Here is a 23,620-nt window from a genome sequence, read left to right on the forward strand (position 1 = left end):
GCCGCGCACGCCACCGTTCGATTCCGCTTGCCGCCGGAATTGCTTTAGGCTTAAAGTATCTCCCGGTACGCATCGACCGATCTTTTCTCCGGGGGCGCTTCATGACGGGCATGTCCGCTGCAGAGTTGAGTCCATCGGCCCACATCGACACGTTCGCGCGGGACCATCTCCCGCCCGTCGACCTGTGGCCGGACCTCGTGTTCGACCTGCCCGGGCTCCAGTACCCGGCGCGCCTGAATTGCGTGGCGGAGCTGCTGGACCGCCACGTCGCGGCCGGACGCGGCGCGCGCAGCGCCGTGCTGGGTGACGCGCTGACGTGGACCTATGCCGAGCTGCAGGCGCAGGTGGACCGCATCGCCCACGTGCTGCGCGCGGACATGGGGCTGGTGCCCGGCAACCGCGTGCTGCTGCGCGGGGCGAACTGCTCGACGATGGCGGCCGCGATCCTTGCCGTGTTCAAGGCGGGACTCGTCGCGGTGCCGACGATGCCGCTGCTGCGTGCGCGCGAACTGGGCATCATTCTCGACAAGGCGAAGGTGAACGCGGTGCTGTGCGCGCGCAGCCTGGCGGCGGAATTCGAGCAGGTCGAGGACCATCCGCCCGTCGTGTATTTCCACGACCCCGGCCATCCGGATGGGCTGGAGGCCCGCATGGCGCGGCACGATGCGCCGTTCGCGCCCGTGGCGACGGCGGCCGACGACGTGTGCCTGATCAGCTTCACGTCCGGCACGACCGGCGTCCCGAAGGGTACGATGCACTTCCACCGCGACATCCTGGCCATCTGCGACTGTTTTCCGCCGCATACCCTGGGGGCGCGCGCGGACGACGTCTTCATCGGCACGCCGCCGCTGGCTTTCACGTTCGGCCTGGGCGGGCTGCTGCTGTTCCCCATGCGCGTGGGTGCGGCCGGCGTGCTGCTCGAAAAGCTCACGCCCGAGGGACTGCTGGCCGCAATCGAGCGCTTCCGGGCCACCGTCTGCTTCACGGCGCCGACGTTCTATCGGCAGATGACGCCGCTCGCTGCGCGCCATGACCTGCGTTCGCTGCAGAAATGCGTGTCCGCCGGCGAGGCGCTGCCGCTGGCCACGCGCGAGGGCTGGAAAGCGGCCACCGGCATCGACATGATCGACGGTATCGGCGCGACCGAGATCCTCCACATCTTCATTTCCGCCGCCGGCGCCGACATCCGTCCCGGCGCGACCGGCAAGCCGGTCCCCGGCTACCGCGCCTGCGTGCTCGACGACGACGGCCATCCCGTCGGCCCGGGCGTGACCGGACGCCTGGCCGTCAAGGGCCCGACGGGATGCCGCTACCTGGCGGACGAGCGCCAGCGCGACTATGTGCTGGACGGCTGGAACCTGACGGGCGACAGCTACGAGATGGACGCCGACGGCTATTTCTACTACCGCTCGCGCACGGACGACATGATCATCTCGGCCGGCTACAACATCGCCGGCGCCGAGGTCGAAGAAGCGCTGCTGCGGCATCCTGCGGTGGCCGAGTGCGGCGTCGTGGGACGGGCGGACGAGGAGCGCGGCCAGATCGTCGAGGCGCACGTCGTCCTCAAGCCCGGCCACGAACCGACGCCCGCCACGGCGCGCATACTGCAGGATTTCGTCAAGGCGCAGATCGCGCCGTACAAATATCCGCGCGTCGTGCGCTTCACCGACAAGCTGCCGCGCACGGAAACGGGCAAGCTGCAGCGCTTCAAACTACGACTGTCATGAACATCGTCTGCATCGGCGGCGGACCCGGCGGCCTGTATTTCGCCCTCTTGGCGAAGAAGCGGGAGCCCGCGCACCGCATCGTCGTCGTCGAGCGCAACCGGCCGTACGACACGTTCGGCTGGGGCGTCGTGTTCTCGGACCAGACGCTGGGCAACCTGGTCGCGGCCGACGAACCGACGGCGCTCAGCATCCTGCAGGCGTTCAACCACTGGGACGACATCGACGTGTTCTTCAAGGGCGAACGGATCACGTCGGGCGGCCACGGCTTCTGCGGCATCGGCCGCAAGCGGCTCCTGAACATCCTGCAGCAGCGCTGCGAGGAACTCGGCGTGGAGCTCGTGTTCGAGACGGACGTGCAGGACGACCAGGCCGTCGCGGCGCGCTATGGCGCCGATCTCGTGATCGCCGCCGATGGGCTGAACAGCCGCATCCGGACGCGCTATGCGGCGACGTTCCGGCCCACCGTCGAGACGCGGCGCTGCCGTTTCGTGTGGCTGGGCACGAAAAAGAAGTTCGACGCGTTCACGTTCGTGTTCAAGGAGACGGAGTTCGGCTGGTTCCAGGCCCACGTCTACCAGTTCGACGGCGCGACGTCGACCTTCATCGTCGAGACGCCGGACGAGGTGTGGCGCAAGGCCGGCCTGGCCGACATGCCGCAGGAGGCGGCCATCGCCTTCTGCGAACGGCTGTTCGCGGACCACCTGGACGGGCATCCGCTGCTGTCGAACGCGGCCCACCGGCGCGGCGCCGCGATCTGGATCGCGTTCCCGCGTATCGTCTGCGAACGGTGGGTGCACTGGAACGACGGCGTCCCCGTGGTGCTGATGGGCGACGCGGCGCACACGGCGCACTTCTCGATCGGCTCCGGCACCAAGCTGGCGCTGGAAGACGCGATCGAACTGGCGCGCTGCTTCGGCAGCCACGGCGGCAATGGGGGCGACACGCGCGCGGCGCTCGACGCCTACCAGGCCAGCCGCGCCGTGGAAGTGCTGAAGATCCAGTCGGCCGCGCGCAATTCGATGGAATGGTTCGAAAACGTGGAGCGCTACACGGCACTGGACGCGGAGCAGTTCGCGTACTCGATGCTCACGCGCAGCCAGCGCATCTCGCACGAGAACCTGCGCCTGCGCGATCCCGGCTACGTCGCGCACTTCGAGGACTGGTTCGCCGCGCGGGCCTGCGCGCGCGCGGGCGTGGACCTGCCGCCAGGCGTGCGCGTGCCGCCGATGTTCACGCCGCTGCGCGTGCGCGACGTGTTCCTCAAGAACCGCATCGTCGTCTCGCCGATGGCGCAGTATTCGGCCGTCGACGGCGTGCCGGGCGATTACCACCTCGTGCATCTCGGCGCCCGCGCGATGGGCGGCGCCGCGCTGGTGATGGCGGAGATGACCTGCGTGTCGAGCGACGCGCGCATCACGCCGGCCTGTCCGGGCATGTACGCGCCCGAGCACACGGCGGCGTGGCGGCGCATCGTCGACTTCGTGCACGGCCATACGGACGCGTGCATCGGCATCCAGCTCGGCCACGCGGGCCCGAAGGGCTCGACGCGGCCCATGTGGGACGGCATCGACCAGCCGCTGCCCGCGGACAACTGGCCGCTGATCGCCGCCTCGGCGCAGCAATACCTGCCGGGCATCTCGCAGGTCGCGCGCGCCGCGACGGACGACGATCTCGCGCGCGTCGAGGCCGATTTCGTGCGCGCCACGCGCGCGGCCGCCGAGGCGGGGTTCGACTGGCTCGAACTGCATTGCGCGCATGGTTATCTGCTGTCGTCGTTCATCTCGCCGCTGACCAACCGGCGCACCGACGACTATGGCGGCAGCCTGGAAAACCGCTGCCGCTATCCGCTGCGCGTGTTCCGCGCGATGCGGGCCGCGTGGCCGGCGGCCAGGCCGATGAGCGTGCGCATCTCGGCCCACGACTGGGTCGAAGGCGGCATCACCCCGGCGGACGCGGTGGAGATCGCGCGCCTGTTCAAGGCGGCCGGCGCGGACATGATCGACTGCTCGTCGGGCCAGGTGAGCAAACAGGAGCGACCGGTGTTCGGACGCATGTACCAGACGCCGTTCGCGGACCGCGTCCGCAACGAGGCCGGCATTCCGACGATCGCGGTCGGCTCCATCTTCGAGGCGGACCACGCCAACAGCATCATCGCGGCCGGGCGCGCCGACCTGTGCGCCGTGGGCCGGCCGCACCTGGCGAATCCCGCATGGACCCTGGCGGAAGCCGCGCGGATCGGCTTCACGGCCATCGCCTGGCCCAGGCAGTACCTGGCGGGCAAGGCCCAGCTGGAACGCAACCTGGAGCGCGAGCGCCAGCTGGCGGCGGCCGGCGCGGGCCTGTCGCCGCAACAGGTCGCGGCGCGGCTGCTGGAGGGCTGATGGACACTTTGATTGGAAAACATGCCGTGGTGACGGGCGCCAGCCGCGGCATCGGCCTCGCGATCGCGCGCGCCTTGCTGGCGCAGGGCGCGCGCGTGACCCTGATGGCGCGCGACGCGGCCGCACTGGAAGCGGCGGCGGCCGGCCTGGGCGGCGGCGCGGCGTGGCGGACGCTGGACGTGACCGATCCGGCCGGCGTCGCGCAAGCGTTCGCGGACGCGGGCGCCGTGGACATCCTCGTCAACAATGCGGGCCAGGCGGCGTCGGCGCCGTTCGGACGTACCGATGACGCGCTGTGGCAGCGCATGCTGGACGTGAACCTGACCGGCGCCTGGCACTGCATCCAGGCCGCGCTGCCGGGCATGGCGGACGCGGGCTGGGGACGCATCGTCAACGTCGCCTCGACGGCCGGCCTCACGGGCTACCGCTACGTGGCGGCCTATTGCGCGGCCAAGCACGGCCTCGTCGGCCTCACGCGCGCGCTGGCGCTGGAAGTCGCGCACCGCGGCGTCACCGTGAATGCCGTCTGTCCGGGCTATACCGAGACGGACATCGTGGCGGACGCCGTGGCCAACATCGCGCGCAAGACCGGCCGCTCCGAGGAACAGGCGCGCGCCGGACTGGCGGCCGCGAATCCGCAGGGCCGGCTGGTGCAGCCGGACGAAGTGGCGCACGCGGTCGCCTGGCTGTGCATGCCCGGTGCGGCCGCACTGAACGGCCAGGCCATCGCGGTGGCCGGCGGGGAGGTCATGTGAAGCCCGCGCACGATGCCCCGCCCGACCTGACGGCGCGCCTGACGGGCGAGCATCACCAGGCGCTCAAGCTGTGGCTGCGCATGCTGGCCTGCACGACGCGCGTCGAGGCCACGATCCGCGGCCGCCTGCGCGCCACGTTCGGCATCACGCTGCCGCGCTTCGACCTGATGGCCCAGCTGGAGCGCCATCCGGACGGCTTGCGGATGGGCGAGCTGTCGAAGCGGATGATGGTCACGGGCGGCAACGTCACGGGCATCGCGGACCAGCTGGAACGCGAACGGCTGGTCGTGCGGGTGGCCGATCCGCAGGACGGGCGCGCGTACATGGTCAAGCTCACGCCGCTGGGCCGCACGACGTTCGCCGGCATGGCGGCCGTGCACGAAGGCTGGGTCGCGGACCTGTTCCGCGACATCCCCGCCGCCGACAAGACGAAGATGATCGCGCTGCTGGACACGATGAAGCGGCATCTGAACGACAACGACGACTAAAACCAGGAGCACACCATGCGTTACCTGCAGGGCGACCCGCATGCGCTGCCGCGCAACCGCACGACGCTGGCCGATTACCGCGCCGAGCATTTCCTGTTCGAAGCGGCGGACGGCGTGGCCACCATCACGCTGAACCGCCCGGAGCGCAAGAACCCGCTGACCTTCGACTCCTACGCGGAGCTGCGCGACCTGTTCCGCGCGCTCGCATACGCGGACGACGTGAAGGCCATCGTCATCGCGGGCGCGGGCGGCAATTTCTGCTCCGGCGGCGACGTGCACGAGATCATCGGGCCGCTCACGCGCCTGGACATGCCCGGCCTGCTGGCCTTCACGCGCATGACGGGCGACACCGTGAAGGCGATGCTGGCGTGTCCGCAGCCGATCGTGGCGGCCGTGGACGGCGTGTGCGCGGGCGCCGGCGCGATCCTGGCGATGGCGTCCGACCTGCGCCTCGCGAGCACGCGCGCCCGCACCGCGTTCCTGTTCGCGAAGGTGGGCCTGGCCGGCTGCGACATGGGGGCGTGTGCCATCCTGCCGCGCCTGATCGGCCAGGGACGGGCCGCGGAACTGCTGTACACGGGCCGTTCGATGTCGGCCGAGGAGGGCGAGCGCTGGGGCTTCTTCAACCGCCTGTGCGCGCCGGACGAGGTGGTGGGCGAGGCGCTGCAACTGGCGCGCAGCCTGGCCGCGGGCCCCACGTTCGCCCACGGCATGACGAAGAAGATGTTGCAGCAGGAGTGGAACATGGGGATCCACGACGCCATCGAGGCCGAGGCCCAGGCCCAGGCCATCTGCATGGCGACCAACGACTTCCACCGCGCCTACCACGCCTTCGTGGCGAAGTCGGTGCCGGGCTTCGAGGGGGACTGACATGGCGGACAAGGGTTATCTCGAGTGGCCGTTCTTCGAAGGACGGCACGTCGACCTGGAGGCGGCGCTCGATGAGTGGGCGGGGCACACCGTGCGCGGCCTGCACGGCGCCGACGTCGACGCCGATTGCCGGCGCCTCGTGCGCCTGCTGGGCGAAGGCGGCTGGCTGCGGCATGCGATCGCGGGCGCGGGGACGGCGATCGATACCCGTGCAATCTGCCTGATCCGCGAGACGCTGGCGCGCCACAATGGCCTCGCGGATTTCGCGTTCGCCATGCAGGGTCTTGGCGCGGGCGCCATCAGCCTGTTCGGCACGGACGCGCAGCGCGAGCGCTACCTGCCGCGCGTGGCGCGCGGCGCGGCCATCGCGGCGTTCGCGCTGTCGGAGCCGGATGCCGGTTCGGACGTCGCCGCCATGCGCTGCGCCGCGCGGGCCGACGGCGATGCGTATGTCCTCGATGGCGACAAGACGTGGATCTCCAACGGCGGCATCGCGGATTTCTACGTGGTGTTCGCGCGCACGGGCGAGGCGCCGGGCGCGCGCGGCATCAGCGCCTTCATCGTCGACGCGGACATGCCGGGATTCTCGATCGCGGAGCGCATCGCCGTGATCGCGCCGCACCCGCTGGCACGGCTGCGTTTCGACGGTTGCCGGGTGCCGGCCGCGCAGCGCATCGGCTTGGCGGGGCAGGGCTTCAAGGTGGCGATGGCGACGCTCGACGTGTTCCGCACGTCCGTCGCGGCGGCGGCGCTGGGCTTCGCGCGTCGGGCGTTCGACGAGGCGCTGGCGCATGCACAGCACCGCCGGATGTTCGGCCAGACCCTGGCCGACTTCCAGCTGACGCAGGCGAAGCTCGCGCAGATGGCGACGTCGATCGATGCGGGCGCATTGCTGACGTACCGCGCGGCGTGGCAGCGCGACCGCGGTGCCAAAGTGACGAAGGAAGCGGCGATGGCGAAGATGACGGCGACGGAATCGGCGCAGCAGGTGATCGACGCGGCGGTGCAGATGTTCGGCGGGCTGGGCGTCACCAGCGGCCATCCGGCCGAGCGGCTCTATCGCGAGATCCGCGCCCTGCGCATCTACGAGGGCGCCACCGAAGTGCAGCAACTGATCATCGCGCGCGAACTGCTGCGCGAAGCCAAGGAAGGAACGTGATGGAGATCCTGCAACCACCGCTCTGGCCGCGCCCGCGCGGCTACGCGAACGGCATCGCGGCGAGCGGCCGCCTCGTGTTCGTGAGCGGGATGATCGGCTGGAACGCGCGCGGCGAATTCGAGAGCGACGGGTTCGCGTCCCAGGCGCGCCAGGCGCTGCTCAACGTGGTCGCCGTGCTGCGCGAGGCGCAGGCGGGGCCCGAGCATCTCGTGCGCATGACCTGGTACGTGGTCGACAAGCGCGAATACCTCGCGGCGTCGGCCGAACTGGGCGCGGCTTACCGCGAGATCATCGGCGCCCATTATCCGGCCATGACGGCCGTCGAAGTGCGGGCGCTGATCGAGGACCGCGCGCGGGTGGAAATCGAGGCGACGGCCGTGGTGCCCTAGCAGCCGCACGGCATCCCGGGCGGCATGCCCAGCGTCTCGGCCTTGGCGATCGTGGTGGCCCGTGGCAGGTTGAATGCGAGGGGGATGAGGGACACGAGGCCCTTGTAGGGCACGGGGTCGCAGCTGCCGCTGTCGCCGCCGGCGAGGCAGATGCGCACCCTGACGAGCTGGATGCAGTTCACGGCGTTCGGATCGCGCATGCAGTTCACGCGGTTTTCCTGGGGGCTGGCGGGCAATGTGCCGGTCATCGATACGGGCACCGACGAGTCCGAGGGTATCTGCAGGTAGTCGATCTTGACGTTCTGGTCGGTGATCGGGTCGCCGAAGGCCAGCAGGCCGGGGGACGTGCGGAACACGGCCTGCTGACGCACGCTCTGCATCGCCGCGGCGTCGCTGAAATCCGTGTTCACGGCGAGTGCCGCCGCCCTGCGCGTGACTTCCTGCAGGGTGTTGCACAGGTACATGGCCCGCGCCAGTTCGATGATGCCGAAAAACAGCAGGAAGAAGATGACGGCGACGGAGGCGAACTCGATGGCGGCAACACCCCGTTGTCGCGCCGGGCGCTGCCGGCGCAGGGTCGATAAGGTCTTCATGGGTACAACTCCACTTGGGCGCCCAACGATTGCTCGGGAACGAGTCCGGCGAATTCGCCGTAGAGCGAGTTGCTGGTGGCGGCGACCGGCATGAAGAATTTGCCGATGCCGAGTACGGTCGCCTTGCTGCCGGACACGGGGCATTCCAATAACGGCAGGTTCAGGACGCGCCGGTTGCGTACGCTCTTGTTCCCCGCCGGGGAGGTCTTGAAGAAGGTCGTCCCGTTCGTGTACGAATAGGGCGTGGGCGTGGATTGGCTCGTGGGGTACGGCGTCGTCGTCGACGTGGTGGGCTGGCCGGGATTATACAAAGTGGCCCAGGCGGACGTATCGTAGGTACTGTAGCCGCCCGCCGGTTCCGGTTCGCCCGCCTGTTGGTAGGCGGCATAGGGAACCGCCTTTGCGTACGACCACAGCACGCCGAATTGCGCATTCGTCGTGCCGCCGGGCGCCGTGTCCGGGCCCGCGACGGTCCAGCGCCTGTCCGTATCCAGCAGCAGGGCGGCCGATTGCGCCGTCGGTGTGACGCGCATCCAGGAGTTGCTGCCGTTGTAGGGATATTCCTTGATATTCGCGTCCGAGGGGGCCGTGCGGGCGTCGCATGCGGCCAGCGGCGCGCTGTAGGAACCGAAGCGCGAATTCAGGTAGTAATAGAGGCTCCCGATCGGAAACGGGGACGAGACGGTGACTTTGCCGCCGGTCAGCCGGGTCATTGCCATCGTTCCGGTGCAGACGAAAGGGGCGAGGGTGGCCACGTCGCTGATCACGGCGCTGTTCGCGAACGGATTGACGAGGAACGTCTTCCCGGCGGCGGCGGCGGGCACGTTCAGGTCGAGCAGATTGTAGGCCACGCCGCGGCGGTAGCCGTATTCCTCCAGTTCGCCGTTGTGATTGCGATGCGATTCGCTGCGCATGGCGCAGATGCCCAGCGGGGTGACCTTGACGGCCGCGCGGCCGGCGACGGCGCGGCCGCTGGTCGACGCGTCGGACGAGCGCGTGAGGGTCCGGGCGAACAGCGTCGTGACCTTGCCGTAGTCTTGATCGAGGCCGCTCGTGTCGACTTTCGCAAAGAGCAGTCCGTCGGGCTGTGTCTTTGCCTCCGAGGCCGATTTCCACGGTCCCGCCGGACCCCGGCCGAACTCGATGGCCGCATCGGACCAGCTCATGGCGCTGTTGTTGTAGTGGTAAGTGAGCCCGGCGGGCGGCGCCGCGGTAAAGCGGTCCGCCGCTTTCTGCAGCGCGTTGGTAATGCCCTGGGTCGTGCCGTCGAGTTCCAGCGCGGCCGCCAATGCCACCGTATCCGCCGCATTCTGCAATTCCATTTTGCGGTTGTACATCTGGGACAGGTCGATGGCCAGGGCAAAAAAGCCGATCATGATAATGAGCCCGGCGGCGAACATGATCCCGATCGCACCGTCCTGCCGAAGCGGCATGCCCGGGGCAGGCCGCGGCGCCGGCCGGGCGGCCGCTACGCTGTTGATCGTTTCCATACGTTTTCTCCGACTCCGCATTATTCGAACGGGCCCGCGCCAGATCGAGACCGGGAATATCGGTCAGTCCCCGGCGTAAAGCATCGTGACGTGGCTGTTGAGGGTCATGTTGGTATTGCCCAGATATTCCGACGTCAATGGGCTGAGAATCGTGTCATGCAGGCCGATCTGGATATCGGCGCGTACCGTCGCCGGCACGGCGCCGCCACAGACGATCGAGTCGCACAGGAGCGTGATGTTGATGCCGTCCGTGAACGGAAGAATCTCCTCGAGTTCCTGTTGCGCGATCCAGCGGGCGACCGCCGGCACCTTGGCCTCGCTGAAACCGCCGCCATAGGTCCGCATTTCCGCCTGGTTCGCCATCGACAAATAGCGGGCGGCGTCGTGCGCCGCCTTTTCGCCGACGCTGTAATACCAGAACACGCGGGCGAAAAAGAAGGGAACGGCCAACAGCAGCATGAAGATCGGCAGGACAAACGCCATTTCGACAGCGATATACCCGCTCGCGGCATTCCTGGAAAATTTGCGTCGCGTTAACATTTCCGCCTCTTCAGGATCATTGGCCCTCTGCCGATTCTAGTCCCCGTGTTCAGGGGATATTTGACTTGGCCCAATTGCGCTAGCGCATGCCCCAGGCCGCGCGGACCTGGCGGTCGACCCGCCGCGGCGCCACCGCGCCTTCTGGTTATCGATCACAAATATTTCGCGACAGGATATTTTGTTCCGGCCTGCGCATGCTAGACTTTACGCGGGGTATCGATAACATAGACGTGGTCGACGATCCCGCAAAAACAAAACCATGGAGGAGACTCAAATGAAGAAAACCGGTACCCGCGCCCCCCTGCTGCGGGCAGCGGCGCTGGCCGTGTCGCTCGCCATCGCCGCGATGGGCCCCGGCGCGCACGATGCCTTTGCCGCCGACACGATCCAGACCATCGTCACGACCTACCAGCCGACCATCAACGAATCGATCGACGCGAGCGGCTTCAAGCATCCCGGCGTCGGCCTGACGAAGGACGTGCTGGAGACCATGCGCGCTGAGGTGCTGGCGCAGAAGGAACCCTGGAACACGTATTTCAACCGGATGCTGTTGTCGGGCGCTGCCTCGAAGACGATCTCGTCGAACAACCAGAGCGGTTCGGACCCGACCAGGCCGGGGACGGTCGCCTTCAACAGCCAGGGCGTGGAATCGAAGTTCATCGCGGACGCGCTCAAGGCCTACACCCAGGCCATCCTGTACTACGTGACGGGCGACGAGACGTACCGCGCGAACGCCATGCGCCTGATCCGCATCTGGGCGCAGATGGACCCGAACCAGTACGCCTATTACACAGACGCCCACATCCACACGGGCATTCCCATGAACCGGATGATGGCGGCCGCCGAGATCATGCGCTACACGAGCTGCCAGACGGCGGCGCTGGCGTGGACCGACCAGGACACCGCGAACCTGACGAACAACCTCATCGTGCCCGTCACCGAGACGTTCAACCACAGTCCCGACCACTTCATGAATCAGCACCTGTATCCGCTGATCGGGTCGATGTCCGGCTATATCTTCACGGGCAACCGGGCGCGCTGGAACGAGGGCGTCGAGTGGTTCACGATCAACAAGACGGCCGTCGACCAGGGCCAGAACGGCTCGATCAAGCAGCTGTTCCGCCTCGTGACGAAGAACGACCTCACGGGAGAAGCCGTCACGCCCATGGTGGAGCACGTGGAGATGGGACGCGACCAGGCGCACGGCGCCGGCGACGTCACCAACATGAGCATCCTGGCGCGCCTCCTGATGTCGCAGGACACGAAGATCGATCCCGTCGACGGCACGGCGTCGACGGCGCCCGATGCCGTCGGGCCGTACGAATTCCTGAACGACCGCATCCTGGACGCGACCGAATACTTCGCCGGGTTCATGCTCGGCTACGACACGCCGTGGGTGCCGACGGCCGCGCACACGGACCCGGACGGCGTGCCGACCGTGATCTACAAGACGCTGCAGCGCGGCTACCGCGGCCGCCTCACGCAGAACACGTGGGAGCCGTACTACTATTACAAATACACGCGCGGCCTGGACATGAGCCAGCGCGCGCCCAACTTCACGCGCATGTTCGCGGACCGGACGACCTACAACTGGGACGGCGTGGACGGCGGCGGCGATTTCTGGCTCTTCATTCCGCCCGCGGCAGAAAGCGAGGGCACGCAATTCCTCGTGAAGCCCATCGTCGACCCGCTGCGCGAAGTGGAAGACCGCTTCACGTCGCTGGACGGCTTCGGCACGGCCATGCAGGACGATGCGGCGTCGTTCGTGCGCGTCGCGGCCACCGGGGCGGGCAGCAGGCTGGCGGTGTTCGGCTACGCCAACGGCACCCGCAGCGTCGCGTTCCGCGTGCGCACGAACGGCGAAGCGTCGATGGACGCGTTCGGCGACACGATCCTGCTGCCGGACACGCAGGGCCAATGGCGCTACGTGAGTTACGCATTCAACCAGTACCAGGGCCTGGGCGACTACCTGCCCCTCACCATCAAGGGCGCGGGCACGACGGTCGACATCGACCACCTGAACGTCAACCCGGGCACCGCCATCACGCCGCCCGTGTTCACCAGCGGCGATGCGGCGCTGAGCCTGTACACGAACGCGGGATCGACCGCCACCGTCGCGTACAGCTTCGCGGCGACGGACGCCACGGCCACCGACGTCCTCACCTACAAGATCGACAACCTGCCGCCGGGCGCCCGGTTCGACTCGACGACCGGCGCGTTCTCGTGGGTGCCGACCCAGGCCGGCACCTATGACTTCATCGTCACGTCGACGGACGGCACGGTGGTCACGTCGAAGGCCGCGCGGATCGTCGTCAGCGCCGACCGCCAGTCCGCGATCGCGGCCGTCACGGCCGCGTACAAGCCCGGCACGCTGTACACCAGCCAGACGCTGGCCGTCTACAACGCGGCCTATGCGGACGCGACGAACGCGGTGGCGACGGCGGGCGACGACCAGTTCTACCAGAAGCTGGGCGCGCTGCAGGCCGCCATGACGGGCCTCGCGGAACTGACGCCGCTGCTCGCCGACGGCAGCATGAACTTCGCGAACATGTTCGTCTCGTCCACGTTCGGCACGGCCGTCCCGAACCTGCTGGACGGCAGTTCCGATTCGTTCGTGTTCTACGGCCAGGCGCAGAACCTGACGCACACCATGGATTTCGGCCCCAGCTACAAGGTCAACGCCAGCGCGTTCCAGCTGCAGGTGCGGACCAGCTTCCCCGAGCGCATCGGCGGCGTCACCGTGTTCGGTTCGAACGACAACGAGAACTGGGTGCGCCTGACCCCGGGCATGACGGCGGTCACGGAAGACATGCAGACGCTGGACGTGAGCGACGACCTGAAGAACCAGCAGTTCCGCTTCCTGAAGCTGCAGATGATCGAGCCGTCGAGCACCATGTTCGAAATGGCGGAATTCCGCATCTTCGGCATCCGGCACGAGACGGTCAACCAGCTGTCGTCGGTGTCGCTCGCTTCCGACCAGGCGCTGAAGAAGCGCATCGTCCCGGGCAATACGGTCAAGCTGAATTTCCAGGCCGCGGCGCCGATCAACGCCGTGACGGCGACGATCCAGGGCCAGCCCGCGCAGGTGAGCACGACCGACAACGTCAACTACACGGCGACCGCCGTGATGCCGGGCGACGTCAAGCCGGGCAACGTCAAGTTCCTGCTGAACTACAAGACGGCGGCCGGCGTCGATGCCGAACCCGTGCTGTTCACGACGGACAGCACGTCGCTGTTCATCGCCGACCAGACGAATTACCTGGACAATCTGCTGGCCATCACGAGCCTGAAGGATTCCAGCGGCCGGAATGCGACCGACCTGCTGGCGACGGTGAACACGCTGTTCGACAGCAACCTGGCCAGCGGTACCGATTTCCGCGTGAACGGCAGCGGTTACGGCGGCTGGGTGATGTTCGACTTCAAGGAGGGCGGGCAGGCGACCATCCAGCGCGCCGAAGTGATCGGGCGCCAGGACCAGTACTCGTCGCGCATCAACGGCACCGTGGTGCAGGGCTCGAACGACAACACGTCCTGGACGACGATCTCGAACGCGGCCGGCAACACGGCGGACTGGCAGACACTGACCGTGGGCAGCCCGCAGCCATACCGCTACATCCGCATCACGAACGGCAATAACTGGTACGGGAACATGGAGGAGCTGCGCCTGTACGGCACCGCCGCATCGTCGAACAAGATCGCGACCGTGTCGATGAGTTCCGCGCAGGCGCTGCGCACGCGCATCGTGCCCGGCAACGCGGTCAAGCTGACGTTCACGGCCAAGGAAGCGGTCAGCAACGTGGCCGTCGCGATCCAGGGCGTCCCGGCCGCGGTGACGACGGCCGACAACATCAACTTCACGGCCACCGCGACGCTGAACGAGGGCGTGGCGGCGGGCGCTGTCAAGTTCGCGATCAGCTACAAGCAGGCCAACGGCGAGGACGGCTTCACGAGCACGAGCACGACGGACAACACGGGGCTGACGCTGGTGGACGAGGCGGACACGATCCGTAACGTGGCCACCGTCGCCACGCTGATCGATTCGAGCGTCAACCGTCCCGCGTCCACCACGCTGGGCAACGTCAACAACCTGTTCGACGCGAACCTCGGCTCGATCTCGGACTTCCGCACCGGCAGCAACAACTCGGGTGCGGGCAGCTTCATCACGTTCGACTTCAAGTCGGGCAACCAGGTCAACCTGACGGGCGTGGAACTGGCGGCGCGCCAGGACCAGTATTACACCCGTGCGAAGGGCACCGTGATCCAGGGCTCGAACGACAACACGAGCTGGACGACGCTCACCAGCCCGGCCGCCTCGACGCCGGAATGGCAGACCTTCCCCGTCGCCAGTGCGGCCCCGTACCGCTACATCCGCATCTACAACGGCGGCACGTGGTTCGGCAACCTGTCGGAAGTGCGCCTGCACGGTTCGCTGCACGGCGCCGACACCACGCCGCCCGTCACGACGGCCGCGACGGACCCCGCGTCCGCGGCAAACGGCACGTCCGCGACGAACGTGACGGTGACCCTGTCCGCCAGCGATGTCGGCGGCAGCGTCGCGGCGACGTATTACACGGTGGACGGCGGCGCGCGCCAGACCGGCACGGCGCTGGCGCTGGCCACGACGGGCAGCCATACGGTGGCCTACTGGAGCGTCGACGCCGCCGGCAATACCGAGGCGCAGCACACGCTCGCCGTGAACATCGCGCCGGCCGACGTGAGCGCGGGCGTCAGGATGACCCAGCAGGGCGCCACGCTGAACCGCGCGACCGGCAAGTACGTGGGCGGCGTGACCGTCACGAACACCGGCGCGACGGCGCTGGCCGGCCCGCTGTGGCTCACCTTGAACGGGCTCACCGCGGGCGTGACGCTCGACGGCGCCGCGGGCACGAACGGCGGCGCGCCCTACGTCGTCGTGGGCGGCCCGCTCAATCCCGGCGCGACGCTGACCGTGCCGCTGACGTTCACGAATCCGGCCCGCGGCATCGTCGGCTACACGCCGGCGCTCTACCAACCCCATTTCTGAGGACACGACATGCACACCCGATTCAAGACCCAATTTGCCGCCCTGTGCACCCGGGCGGCCCTCGCCGCGCTGCTGGCGGCCGGCGCCGGGGCGGCGTCGGCCGGCACGATCCACGTGGCGATCGACACGTCGACGTTCGGCGTGGCCGACGGCTACATCGACATGAACCTGAGCGCCGGCAGCGGCGTGCCGCTGGCGACGGCCGTGGTCGACCACATGGTCGGCTTCGACGGCAGCGCGTATATCGACTCCTGGGGCCTGACGCCGGTGCCGGGCGGGTACGCGTTCCGCAACGACACGGCGAACGATCTGTTCCACGCCGTGGATTTCGGCGGCGTGCTGTCGTTCGACCTGACGTTCGCCGGCGAGCCCGACCCGCTGGCGAGTTATGTATCGCATTTCGTCGTGTCGGCGTTCGACGACGCGTTCGCGCCGCTCGGCCATTACGATCCGGTCTCGGGAGCGCTGGCGGACTTCGCCTGGACCCCGGCGACCGGCGCGCAAGGGCAGGGGAGCGTCGCCGCCACCCTGAACGATCCCGCGGTGACGGCGGTGCCCGAGCCGGCCGCCTACCTGCTGGCGGGAATCGGACTGACGGCGCTGGCCCTCGCACGCCGCCGCCGGCGCTGACACCGCGCTGAAGCATCCGGCCGGCCCGCGTCGCGCGACGCGGGCCGGCTTTTTTACGCGGTCAGCTGGACGCGATCAGCGCTGCGATGTCCGCCGCGCTGAGTGCTCCGCGATAGATGCGGAACTCGTCGATCTTGCCGTTGAAGTAAGGGTCGGCCGCATACTGCGAACGGCCGATCCAGTTCTGGCTCGTGCCCCCCAACTGCCACGGCGGCAGGAACTCGGCGCTGTTGGTGCCGGCCACGGCGCCGTTGACGTACAGCGTCGCGGTCCGCCCCGAAAGTGTCACGGCCACGTGCACCCATTGCGCGGTCGGCAGTGCGGTGGTGCTCGATACCGCCTGCTCGCCGTGGCCGCCGTCGACGGTGATCGCGAAGCGCGCGCCGCCGCTGCCGGAGCGCGGCGTGAGGAACATGTAGCGGCCCGTGCCCGAACCGAAGTCGAAGATCCGCTCCCAGGTGCGCGCTGCGTTCCAGTACACCCAGCAGGCCACCGTGAAGTCCGTCAGGTCCGTCACCAGGTTGGCCGGCAGGTTCACATAGTCCGTGCTCCCGTTCAGTGCGAGGGCGCTGCCCGACTTGCCGGTGCCCCAGGCGGCGCTGCCCGTCAGCGTGCCGGCGTGTCCCTGGCCGCTGGCATCGGACACCGCCGTGCCGGTGCCCTCGTTGCACGCCAGGTACGTATGGAGCGTCTTGCCCACCTTGGCCGTGGCGCGGTTGGAATCGGCCGTTTCGCCGCCCGGCGTCATGGCGGAGACCACGTAATACCAGGTGCCGGTGCCGGGATTGTCGGTGTACGTCAGCAGGTCGGTGATGCCGCTCGCGATGGTAGTCCAGGGACCGCTCGTCGACGTGGCGCGCTTGACGTTGTAGCTGGTGCCGTAGGCGCTGCCCCACCACGACAGCTCGACCTGGCCGGCCGGCGTGCGCGCCTTCAGGCCGCTGGGGGCGGCGCCGGCCGCGATCGCATCGCGCGTGCAGGTGAGGGTGCCGTAGCCCAGCTGGTCGTAACCGCCGCTGTTCGGGCCGTAGTTGCCGCCGCCGCCTTCCGGCTGGATCTGCAGCGCGAACATCTTCGAATACGGCGCCGCCAGGCCCTTGCGGTTGACGTAATGGTTGTAGACCAGCGCCCAGCACGGGCGGACGTTGCCCTGGCTGTTCGTCGAGAAGACGCCCTGGTAGACGTTGTCAGCGTTGTTGTAGGGGACGTAGGGCACCGTGTAATAGGTCGTCCCCGACTGGATCAGGTTCGCTTTCGCCACGTATTCCGCGCCCATCAGGAAGCGGTTGTTATCGTAGCCGTACAGGTCCACGCCCTGGTTCCACGCCATCTCGCACAGGGCGCCCATCAGCGCGATGCCGAGCGTGTTGTGGCCCTGGTCGCGCCCCGATTCCTGCCATTGGCCCAGGAAGCCCGGGTGGATGTAGTACACGGCCTGCGCGACGGCGCCGTTGCCCGCGCCCGACTGGAAATAGGTGACGGCTTCGTCGAACAGGGTGCGGTCGTCGCACAGCACGCCGATCGCCATGATCGACGCCATCTGGCACAGGTCCCAGTTGGCCCAGTAGTGCGTGATGTCCGTGCCGTTGTGGCGGATCAGGAAGTCGTGGTTGATGGAATAGAAGACATTCCGCATCATGTTCTGGAAACTCGTGATGTCCGCCGCGGCCCACCCGGTATAGGTGCGCATGATTTCGCCGGCGTTGGCGAATTCGTAGCCGTAGATGCCGGCGGCCAGGGCGGCGTCCGTCGTGCCCTGGATCGACGTGAGCGTCGACGACCAGGCGTTCATGATCTGCACGGCCTTGTTGGCGTAGTTGATGTCGCCCGAGATCTTCCAGCGCAGTGCGCAGGCGTAGGCGGCGGCCACGTCGTTGAACAGGGTGCTGTAGTTCTCCGCGTGGGTGCCGTCGTAGCCGCGGTACACGATGGTCTGCGGATGCGGCGTGTACGTCAGGCTCGCGTGCGAGTTGTTGATGAGGATGTTCCAGCTGCCGGACCAGGGCGCGGTCGTGTACTTGACTTGCATGCGGTCGAAGTCGGCCTGGGTGTGCAGCAGGCCCGGATGGACGAAGGGGCCGGTCGATGCGCCGGTCCCGCTCATCGTTCCGGTTGCCGTTGCGCCTGCCGTCCCGCCGGAGAGCAGGCTGGCGGCGGGGCCGTCGGCGCCGCCCGCGCCGCAGCCGGCGAGGGCAATGGCGCCGAGACTCAGGAGGAAACTGCGGCGTCCCAGTTCGGCGCGCGAGACGGCGTCGGGCGCCTCCGCGGGCGTGAGGGCGGGGCGGGTCGGGCTGGCGGGTTCGTTGCTGTCGTGCGGTTCGATTCTCTTCATGTGGCGTCTCCATGCCATGCAGGCGTGTGTTGGACTGCGATCGAAGTGCTGCCGTACTGCCGCGCCGATGCTAGCATGGATCGCCCTTGTTTTGTTATCGTTAACCACGACGCGAATCAAGCTGTCGCGCGCCCGCCATGGCCGGTGACGGGAGTGCGTCTGCCATGTGCAAAAGATATCCGTTTCGATAAAAAACATATGGGTCGCCGTCGGCCGCCGCCGTTATCATCGGCAGGTGACGATGGCCGCGCTCCATTGCGAAAGCGGACATGGTCTTGACAGTCGCATCAGATGTGATATAAATGTAATTGAGGCTGTTATCGATACCAACGACGGCGGGGCAGAGTCCGATTCCGCCGCAACCAAACGATAAACCCGGCGGCGGCGCGGTCCGCATGCACGGGTAAAGGAGACGATGTTGTTGTCCACGTTACGTGCGTTCGCACGCCTGTGCACCTTGCCGCTTGCCGTTCTGTGCGCCGGCCTGTTCGCCGGCATCGCGCCGGCCCACGCCGGCGAGAACCGGCTGCAGGTGCACCCGTTCCCGAACCCGATCCGCTATTCCCACCACAACGACGACTACACGGTGCGCGTGCGCGTGCCCGGCGGCGCGTGGCAGGACCTGTACGAATACAACGTCAAGGTGGACCTCGACAAGCCCCAGGATGCCTCGATGGTGTACTTCAATTTCGACGGCGCGGTGGAGGTGGCGGTCCAGAAGAACAATGGCATGTTCTCGAAAGTGACCATACGGCCGGATGCGAAGGGCGTCAAGCCCGTCGTGCGCGACGGCATCGTCTACTTCACGCTGCGCCGCCCTGACAACCTGAGCGTGGAATTCGACGACGACCACCTGCACAACCTGCACGTGTTCACCCACGCGATCCGCGCCGACATGCCGGCCGTGCCGGCGGACCTGTCCTCGTACGACGTCGGCACGGGCACGACGCCCGACATGACGCAGAGGACCGTGTTCTTCGGGCCCGGCATCCACAGCGGCGAATTCCGCGTGCGTTCCCACACCACGGTGTATATCCACGGCGCGGCCATCATGAAGAATCCCCTCGTCATCGACGGCGTGGAAGACGTCAAGGTGATCAGCGACGGCCTGTTCGACGGCGTGGACATGATGATGGTGCGGAATTCGCGTCACGTCGAGATCGACGGTCCGATCTTCATCAACCAGCCGCACGGCACGATGCGCTGCATCACCTCGCAGGACCTCGTCGAAAAGAACATCCGCACGATCGGCGCGGGCCAGTGGTCCGACGGGCTGGGACATTTCGCCTGCGAGCGCGTGACGATCGCGGACAGCTTCGTGCGCACGTCCGACGACTGCGTCACGTTCTACAACCACCGCTGGGACATCTGGGGCGACACCCGCGACGTGCAGGTGAAAGACTCGACCCTGTGGGCCGACGTCGCGCACGCCGTCATGATCGGCATCCACGGCAACACGCCGACGCCGGCCCACCCGCAAAGCGAGGTGCTGGAGCGCCTGCGCTTTTCCAACATCGACATCCTCGAGCACGACGAGGACGAACCCGAATACGAGGGCGCGCTCGGCATCATGGCCGGCGACGACAACCTGGTGCGCGACGTCGTGTTCGACGACATCCGCGTCGACCGCATCGAGGAGGGCAAGCTGTTCAACCTCAAGATCGCCTACACGGCCAAGTACAACACGAGCCCCGGCCGCGGCATCGAGAACGTCACCCTGCGCAACATCCATTACACGGGCCGCGGCGCGCCGAGCGCCGCGCGCATCACGGGCCGCGACGGCGCGCGCATGGTCAGGAACGTCACGATCGAGAACGTGACCGTCGGCGGCAAGCGCTTGAGCGCGCCCGAGGCCGGGCTGCTCGAGGTGAACGAATTCGTCGACGGCCTGCATTTCCGCTGAAGGACGGGCCCATCATGCACCGACAACGAGAAAGAGGCAGGAACTTCATGGCATCAATGAACATCATCGCGACCGTCGTCCTCGCCGCGGCGGCGCTGCCGGCGCTGGCGGCCCGGCCGCAACCGGCCGAGTGGGAACAGCCGGAAGTCGTGGCCGTCAACCGCGAACCGATGAAGGCGACGTTCTTCAATTTCGAATCGCGCGACAAGGCGCTGGCCGGCGACAAGGCCGCGTCGCAGTACTATCTGTCGCTGGACGGCACGTGGTCGTTCAAGTATTCGCCGAACCCGGAAGCGCGCCCGAAGGAATTCTTCAAGCCGTCGTACGACGTTGCCAGATGGGGCCACATCGAGGTGCCGGGCATGCTGCAGGCGCAGGGCTACGGCAAGCCGATCTTCACCAACATCAAGTACCCGTTTCCGCAGAACGAACCGTATATCCCGCATGACCTCAACGAGGTGGGATCGTACCGCCGCGAGTTCGACGTGCCGGCGGCCTGGAACGGCCGCGACGTGTTCCTCCAGATCGGTGCGGCGGGCGCCGCGTACTACGTCTGGGTCAATGGCAAGCGCGTCGGCTATTCGGAAGATTCCAAGCTGCCGGCCGAATTCGACCTGACCCGCTACGTGCACCCGGGCCGCAACATGATCGCGATCGAACTGTATCGCTGGGCGGACGGTTCGTACCTGGAAGACCAGGATTTCTGGCGTGTCAACGGCATCGAGCGCAGCGTGTACCTGTATGCGGAACCGAAGACGCGCCTGCGCGACTACCGCGTGACGGCGGCGCTGGACAAGCCGGCCTACCGCGACGGCCGCTTCGCGCTGGTGGCCGACATGGCCGGCGTTCCGGCCGCGATGCAGGTCGACGCCCGCGTGCTGGACGGCGCGCGCGAAGTCCTGCACGTGCGGGGCAAGTCCGGCGCGGACGGCAAGGCGGCGCTGGCCGGCGCCATCCCGTCCGTCAAGCCCTGGTCGGCCGAGACGCCGAACCTGTACACGCTCCTCGTCGAGGTGTCGGACGCGCAGGGACGGCTCGTGTCGGCGACGGCGCGCCGCATCGGCTTCCGCACCGTCGAAGTGGCGGACGGCGAAGTGCGGGTGAACGGCAGGCGCGTGATGATCAAGGGCGTCAACCGGCACGAGCACGACCCCCATACGTGGCGCGTGATGTCGCTGGAGACGATGCGCAAGGACATCGAGCTGATGAAGCGCGCCAATGTCAACGCCGTGCGCGCGTCGCACTACCCGAACGATCCGCGCTGGTACGACCTGGCCGACGAATATGGCCTGTACATCATGGACGAGGCGGACCTGGAATCGCACGGCTACATGCAGGCGGGCGACCAGGCTGCGACGCGGGAGGCGCGCGCGTCCATCCAGCTCGGCTACAAGCCGCACTGGCGCATCGCGCACCTGGACCGCGTGTCGCGCATGGTGGAGCGGGACAAGAATTCGCCGTCCGTCATCTTCTGGTCGCTGGGGAACGAGGCCGGCACGGGACCGAACTTCGAGAACGCCGCCGCCTGGATCCGCAAGAACGATCCGACGCGCCTGATCAGCTACCTGGGGCACGGGACCATCGGCGAGGAACACCTGCCGAACGCCTACGTCGACATCTACGCGCCCATGTACGACGACATCGAAAAGATGGAGGACTACGCGCTCGATCCGGCCTACCGCCAGCCGATGATCCAGTGCGAGTACGCCCACGCGATGGGCAATTCGCTGGGCAACCTGGAAGACTACTGGAAGGTCATCCGCGCGCACCGCAAGCTGCAGGGCGGCTTCGTGTGGGACTGGGTCGACCAGAGCATCATCGCGCGCGACGACAAGGGCCGCACGTACTGGGCATCCGGCTTCGACCTGAATCCTGGGCGCGGCGACAACAGCGTCGTCGGCGACGGCGTCGTGCGTTCCGACCGTACGCCCGATCCGGAATACTACGAGCTGCAGAAAGTCTATTCGCCCGTCGTGTTCGAGGGCGACCCGGCCGCAGGCAGCATCGAGGTCGTGAACCGCTACGATTTCCGCGACCTGTCGCAGCTGGCGTTCGACTGGGAACTGGCGCGCGACGGCGTCGTCGTCGCGCACGGCACCCTGGCCGATGCGGCCACGCCGGCAGGCGGCAGGCAGAAACTCGCCCTCGCGCTGCCCGACGCCGGCCGCGACGGCGAACGGGTGCTGACCGTGCGGGCCCGCAGCCGCGCGGCGGCGCCGGGCGTGGAGCAGGGCACGGTCGTCGGCTGGTCGCAGTTCGTGCTGCCGTCGACGGCGGTCGCGCACAAGGCGCCGGCAACCGTGGCCCCCGTGCGCACGGACGGTGCCGTCGAACTGCGCGCCGCCGACGCCGTGTTGCGCGTCGCGCCGGACACCGGCCTCGTGACCTACACGGTGGCCGGGCGCACGGTGCTCAAGGGCGGCGCGCCGAATTTCTGGCGCGGCCTGACGGACAACGACGAGGGCGCGGGCGTGGACAAGAGCCACAAGGTCTGGCAGACGTTCACGGAACAGCGCAAGGTGCGCGGCGTGGCCGTCGAGGGCGACGGCGTGCACGTGCTGTTCAGCTTCGGCGCCGGTGCGGCGCACTGGGAAAACGTGTATCGCATGCGTGTCGACGGCAGCGTCGAGGTGGCCGCCAGCTTCACGCCGCTGCGCGACGACCTGCCGGACCCGGTGCGCCTGGGCCTGCGCTTCGACAGCCTGCCCGCGCTCGACACGCTGTCCTGGTATGGCCGCGGCCCGTACGAATCGTACGCGGACCGCAAGACGGGTTCCGCGCTCGGCCTGTACGCGGGCAAGGTGGCGGACCAGTACCACGGCTACATCCGCCCGCAGGAAAGCGGCAACAAGACGGATGTGCGCTGGTTCCAGTTGAAGAGCGCTGATGGCGCCGGCATCCGGGTGGGCGCCGACACGCCGTTCTCGTTCAACGCGCTCGCATTCCCGTACGAGGACCTGTACCTGCGGCCGCGCGGCACGTGGAAGAGTTCCGAGATCGCGCCGCATGGCGACGGTACGGTGCTGGTCGACATGGCGCAGGCCGGCGTCGGCGGCGACACCGGGTGGAGTCTCGACGGCCGGCCGCATGTGAAGTACCGCATCCCGCTGGCGCCGGCCAGTTATCGCTTCGTGCTCGCGCCGGTGCGTGCGGACCGGGTCGCGGCCGAGTGAACGGCAGCACTACGCCGGGGGATTGTCAAGCACCCGGCGTAGTGCAAATACCACAAAGAACATGATATTTCGCAAAGGCATTAATACAAGGAAGGATGGCACGTATAATTCAAAGCAGATTTGTTATCGATACCTAAAACGCCAGCACCACCCAGCGAGGCCAATGT

General features: G+C 67.7%; 15 protein-coding genes. 11 read left to right on the forward strand and 4 right to left on the reverse strand.

From position 1 onward, the window contains the following. Window positions 1-101: 101 nt before the first annotated feature. From ACEN9Q_RS09785 to ACEN9Q_RS09815, 7 genes are read left to right on the forward strand one after another with little or no spacing between them, the layout of a single operon-like run. Window positions 102-1,727, forward strand: a complete 1,626-nt coding sequence (locus ACEN9Q_RS09785; RefSeq protein WP_495628238.1) for a benzoate-CoA ligase family protein — start codon at window positions 102-104, stop codon at window positions 1,725-1,727. Further along, entirely contained in the window at window positions 1,724-4,108 is a 2,385-nt protein-coding gene (locus ACEN9Q_RS09790; protein WP_495628239.1) for a bifunctional salicylyl-CoA 5-hydroxylase/oxidoreductase, read from the forward strand. The genes ACEN9Q_RS09785 and ACEN9Q_RS09790 overlap by 4 nt, the downstream gene beginning before the upstream one ends. Next, a complete protein-coding gene (locus tag ACEN9Q_RS09795; RefSeq protein WP_056449315.1) occupies window positions 4,108-4,863 on the forward strand; it encodes an SDR family NAD(P)-dependent oxidoreductase in 756 nt (251 codons plus the stop codon). The genes ACEN9Q_RS09790 and ACEN9Q_RS09795 overlap by 1 nt, the downstream gene beginning before the upstream one ends. Further along, complete coding sequence (locus ACEN9Q_RS09800) at window positions 4,860-5,351, forward strand: MarR family winged helix-turn-helix transcriptional regulator (protein ID WP_495628240.1); 492 nt, start codon at window positions 4,860-4,862, stop codon at window positions 5,349-5,351. Before ACEN9Q_RS09795 ends, ACEN9Q_RS09800 begins: the two co-directional genes overlap by 4 nt. Before the next feature lie 15 nt (window positions 5,352-5,366). Continuing rightward, window positions 5,367-6,221: an enoyl-CoA hydratase family protein gene (locus ACEN9Q_RS09805; protein WP_495628241.1), complete on the forward strand. Its 855-nt coding sequence runs from the start codon at window positions 5,367-5,369 to the stop codon at window positions 6,219-6,221. A 1-nt stretch (window position 6,222) separates the two neighbouring features. Then, a complete protein-coding gene (locus ACEN9Q_RS09810) occupies window positions 6,223-7,380 on the forward strand; it encodes an acyl-CoA dehydrogenase family protein (RefSeq protein WP_495628242.1) in 1,158 nt (385 codons plus the stop codon). Continuing rightward, the gene (locus tag ACEN9Q_RS09815) at window positions 7,380-7,769 is read left to right on the forward strand and encodes a RidA family protein (RefSeq protein ID WP_056449303.1); all 390 of its coding nucleotides are present in this window, start codon (window positions 7,380-7,382) and stop codon (window positions 7,767-7,769) included. The genes ACEN9Q_RS09810 and ACEN9Q_RS09815 overlap by 1 nt, the downstream gene beginning before the upstream one ends. Here the strand turns inward: ACEN9Q_RS09815 and ACEN9Q_RS09820 are convergent. The 3 genes from ACEN9Q_RS09820 to ACEN9Q_RS09830 form a co-directional block, all read right to left on the reverse strand. Continuing rightward, entirely contained in the window at window positions 7,766-8,362 is a 597-nt protein-coding gene (locus tag ACEN9Q_RS09820) for a TadE/TadG family type IV pilus assembly protein (RefSeq protein ID WP_495628243.1), read from the reverse strand. The two genes, ACEN9Q_RS09815 and ACEN9Q_RS09820, sit on opposite strands and share 4 nt — an antisense overlap. Further along, window positions 8,359-9,852 (reverse strand): pilus assembly protein TadG-related protein, encoded by a 1,494-nt coding sequence (locus tag ACEN9Q_RS09825; RefSeq protein WP_495628244.1) that lies wholly within the window; start codon window positions 9,850-9,852, stop codon window positions 8,359-8,361. Before ACEN9Q_RS09825 ends, ACEN9Q_RS09820 begins: the two co-directional genes overlap by 4 nt. Window positions 9,853-9,915: 63 nt before the next feature. Next, window positions 9,916-10,392 carry a TadE family protein gene (locus tag ACEN9Q_RS09830; protein ID WP_495628245.1) on the reverse strand — a complete coding sequence of 159 codons (477 nt, stop codon included), beginning with the start codon at window positions 10,390-10,392 and terminating at the stop codon, window positions 9,916-9,918. A gap of 274 nt (window positions 10,393-10,666) precedes the next feature. Here ACEN9Q_RS09830 and ACEN9Q_RS09835 point away from each other — a divergent pair, with 274 nt between their 5' ends. Both ACEN9Q_RS09835 and ACEN9Q_RS09840 read left to right on the forward strand, forming a co-directional pair. Continuing rightward, the gene (locus ACEN9Q_RS09835; protein ID WP_495628246.1) at window positions 10,667-15,415 is read left to right on the forward strand and encodes a discoidin domain-containing protein; all 4,749 of its coding nucleotides are present in this window, start codon (window positions 10,667-10,669) and stop codon (window positions 15,413-15,415) included. A gap of 9 nt (window positions 15,416-15,424) precedes the next feature. Continuing rightward, window positions 15,425-16,045 carry an NF038129 family PEP-CTERM protein gene (locus tag ACEN9Q_RS09840; protein ID WP_495628247.1) on the forward strand — a complete coding sequence of 207 codons (621 nt, stop codon included), beginning with the start codon at window positions 15,425-15,427 and terminating at the stop codon, window positions 16,043-16,045. Between the two features lie 61 nt (window positions 16,046-16,106). Here the strand turns inward: ACEN9Q_RS09840 and ACEN9Q_RS09845 are convergent, their stop codons facing one another. Continuing rightward, window positions 16,107-18,377, reverse strand: coding sequence for a LamG-like jellyroll fold domain-containing protein (locus ACEN9Q_RS09845; protein WP_495628248.1), 2,271 nt, complete (start codon window positions 18,375-18,377; stop codon window positions 16,107-16,109). 421 nt (window positions 18,378-18,798) lie between these two features. Between ACEN9Q_RS09845 and ACEN9Q_RS09850 the strand changes: the two genes are divergently transcribed. Next, the gene (locus tag ACEN9Q_RS09850) at window positions 18,799-20,280 is read left to right on the forward strand and encodes a glycoside hydrolase family protein (RefSeq protein WP_495628249.1); all 1,482 of its coding nucleotides are present in this window, start codon (window positions 18,799-18,801) and stop codon (window positions 20,278-20,280) included. 47 nt (window positions 20,281-20,327) lie between these two features. Next, complete coding sequence (locus ACEN9Q_RS09855; protein WP_495628250.1) at window positions 20,328-23,453, forward strand: glycoside hydrolase family 2 TIM barrel-domain containing protein; 3,126 nt, start codon at window positions 20,328-20,330, stop codon at window positions 23,451-23,453. Window positions 23,454-23,620: the final 167 nt, after the last annotated feature.

This window comes from Massilia sp. Masssp93, from assembly GCF_059491295.1.

Excerpts from the sequence above, each read along its gene's own strand:
- ACEN9Q_RS09785 (WP_495628238.1), top strand. The coding sequence starts at position 102 with ATGACGGGCATGTCCGCTGCAGAGTTGAGTCCATCGGCCCACATCGAC.
- ACEN9Q_RS09790 (WP_495628239.1), top strand. The coding sequence starts at position 1,724 with ATGAACATCGTCTGCATCGGCGGCGGACCCGGCGGCCTGTATTTCGCC.
- ACEN9Q_RS09795 (WP_056449315.1), top strand. The coding sequence starts at position 4,108 with ATGGACACTTTGATTGGAAAACATGCCGTGGTGACGGGCGCCAGCCGC.
- ACEN9Q_RS09805 (WP_495628241.1), top strand. The coding sequence starts at position 5,367 with ATGCGTTACCTGCAGGGCGACCCGCATGCGCTGCCGCGCAACCGCACG.
- ACEN9Q_RS09810 (WP_495628242.1), top strand. The coding sequence starts at position 6,223 with ATGGCGGACAAGGGTTATCTCGAGTGGCCGTTCTTCGAAGGACGGCAC.
- ACEN9Q_RS09815 (WP_056449303.1), top strand. The coding sequence starts at position 7,380 with ATGGAGATCCTGCAACCACCGCTCTGGCCGCGCCCGCGCGGCTACGCG.
- ACEN9Q_RS09820 (WP_495628243.1), bottom strand. The coding sequence starts at position 8,362 with ATGAAGACCTTATCGACCCTGCGCCGGCAGCGCCCGGCGCGACAACGG.
- ACEN9Q_RS09825 (WP_495628244.1), bottom strand. The coding sequence starts at position 9,852 with ATGGAAACGATCAACAGCGTAGCGGCCGCCCGGCCGGCGCCGCGGCCT.
- ACEN9Q_RS09830 (WP_495628245.1), bottom strand. The coding sequence starts at position 10,392 with ATGTTAACGCGACGCAAATTTTCCAGGAATGCCGCGAGCGGGTATATC.
- ACEN9Q_RS09835 (WP_495628246.1), top strand. The coding sequence starts at position 10,667 with ATGAAGAAAACCGGTACCCGCGCCCCCCTGCTGCGGGCAGCGGCGCTG.
- ACEN9Q_RS09840 (WP_495628247.1), top strand. The coding sequence starts at position 15,425 with ATGCACACCCGATTCAAGACCCAATTTGCCGCCCTGTGCACCCGGGCG.
- ACEN9Q_RS09845 (WP_495628248.1), bottom strand. The coding sequence starts at position 18,377 with ATGAAGAGAATCGAACCGCACGACAGCAACGAACCCGCCAGCCCGACC.
- ACEN9Q_RS09855 (WP_495628250.1), top strand. The coding sequence starts at position 20,328 with ATGGCATCAATGAACATCATCGCGACCGTCGTCCTCGCCGCGGCGGCG.